Source organism: Ideonella sp. P3_A4, assembly GCF_056403075.1.
This window is the reverse complement of record NZ_JBFUGE010000817.1, coordinates 1-736: the sequence shown is the minus strand read 5'-3', so window position 1 is coordinate 736 and position 736 is coordinate 1. Positions and strand designations below refer to the sequence as shown.

General features: G+C 69.3%; 1 pseudogene. It reads right to left on the bottom strand.

The window, feature by feature from the left end:
* Nucleotides 1-727 (bottom strand): annotated as a pseudogene (locus tag AC1DYI_RS33125) (MFS transporter); the annotation flags it as partial.
* Nucleotides 728-736 lie beyond the last annotated feature (9 nt).

Genomic DNA, 736 nt, shown 5'->3' with positions numbered 1-736 from the left:
MGACGGGCCCAAGCAGCGCCGCGGTGGCGCCTGATTCGAACTCGCCCAGTTGATTGCTGGCGCCGATGAAGACCGAGTTGACCGCGCCGACGCGACCACGCATGTCTTCAGGCGTTTCCAGTTGCACCAGCGATTGGCGGATGACGACGCTGAACATGTCGGCCGCGCCGGAGATGGCCAGCATCACCAACGCCAGCGGCATCGTTCGCGCGAGACCGAAACCCACGGTGGCTGCGCCAAAGACCGCCACCGCGCCCAGCAGCCAAGCGCCGGCATGGCGCTCGATGCCGCGGCGGGCCAGCCAGAAGCCGACCACGACCGCGCCGACGGCCGGCGCCGCACGCAGCAGGCCCAGCCCCTGCGGGCCTGTCTGCAAGATGTCGCGCGCAAAGATCGGCAACAGCGCAGTCGCGCCGCCCAGCAGCACCGCAAACAAGTCGAGAGAGATCGCGCCCAGCATCACCGGCCGCTGCCAGATGAAGCGCAGGCCGGCGGTCACGCTGTCCCAACTGGCAGCGGCCGTGCGTTCGAAGCGGGTGCGGTAGCGCAGCAGGGCCACTGCCATCATCGAGACCATCAACATCAGCAAGGACACGATGTAGACGCCGACGGCGCCGGGCGCCGCACCGAGGTGGCCGCCGCCGGCCACCGAGGCCCAGGCATAGATCGCACCACCGAACGCAGGGCCGATGACGATCGCGCCCTGCATCACCGAGCTGCTGGCCGCCTCTCTCTA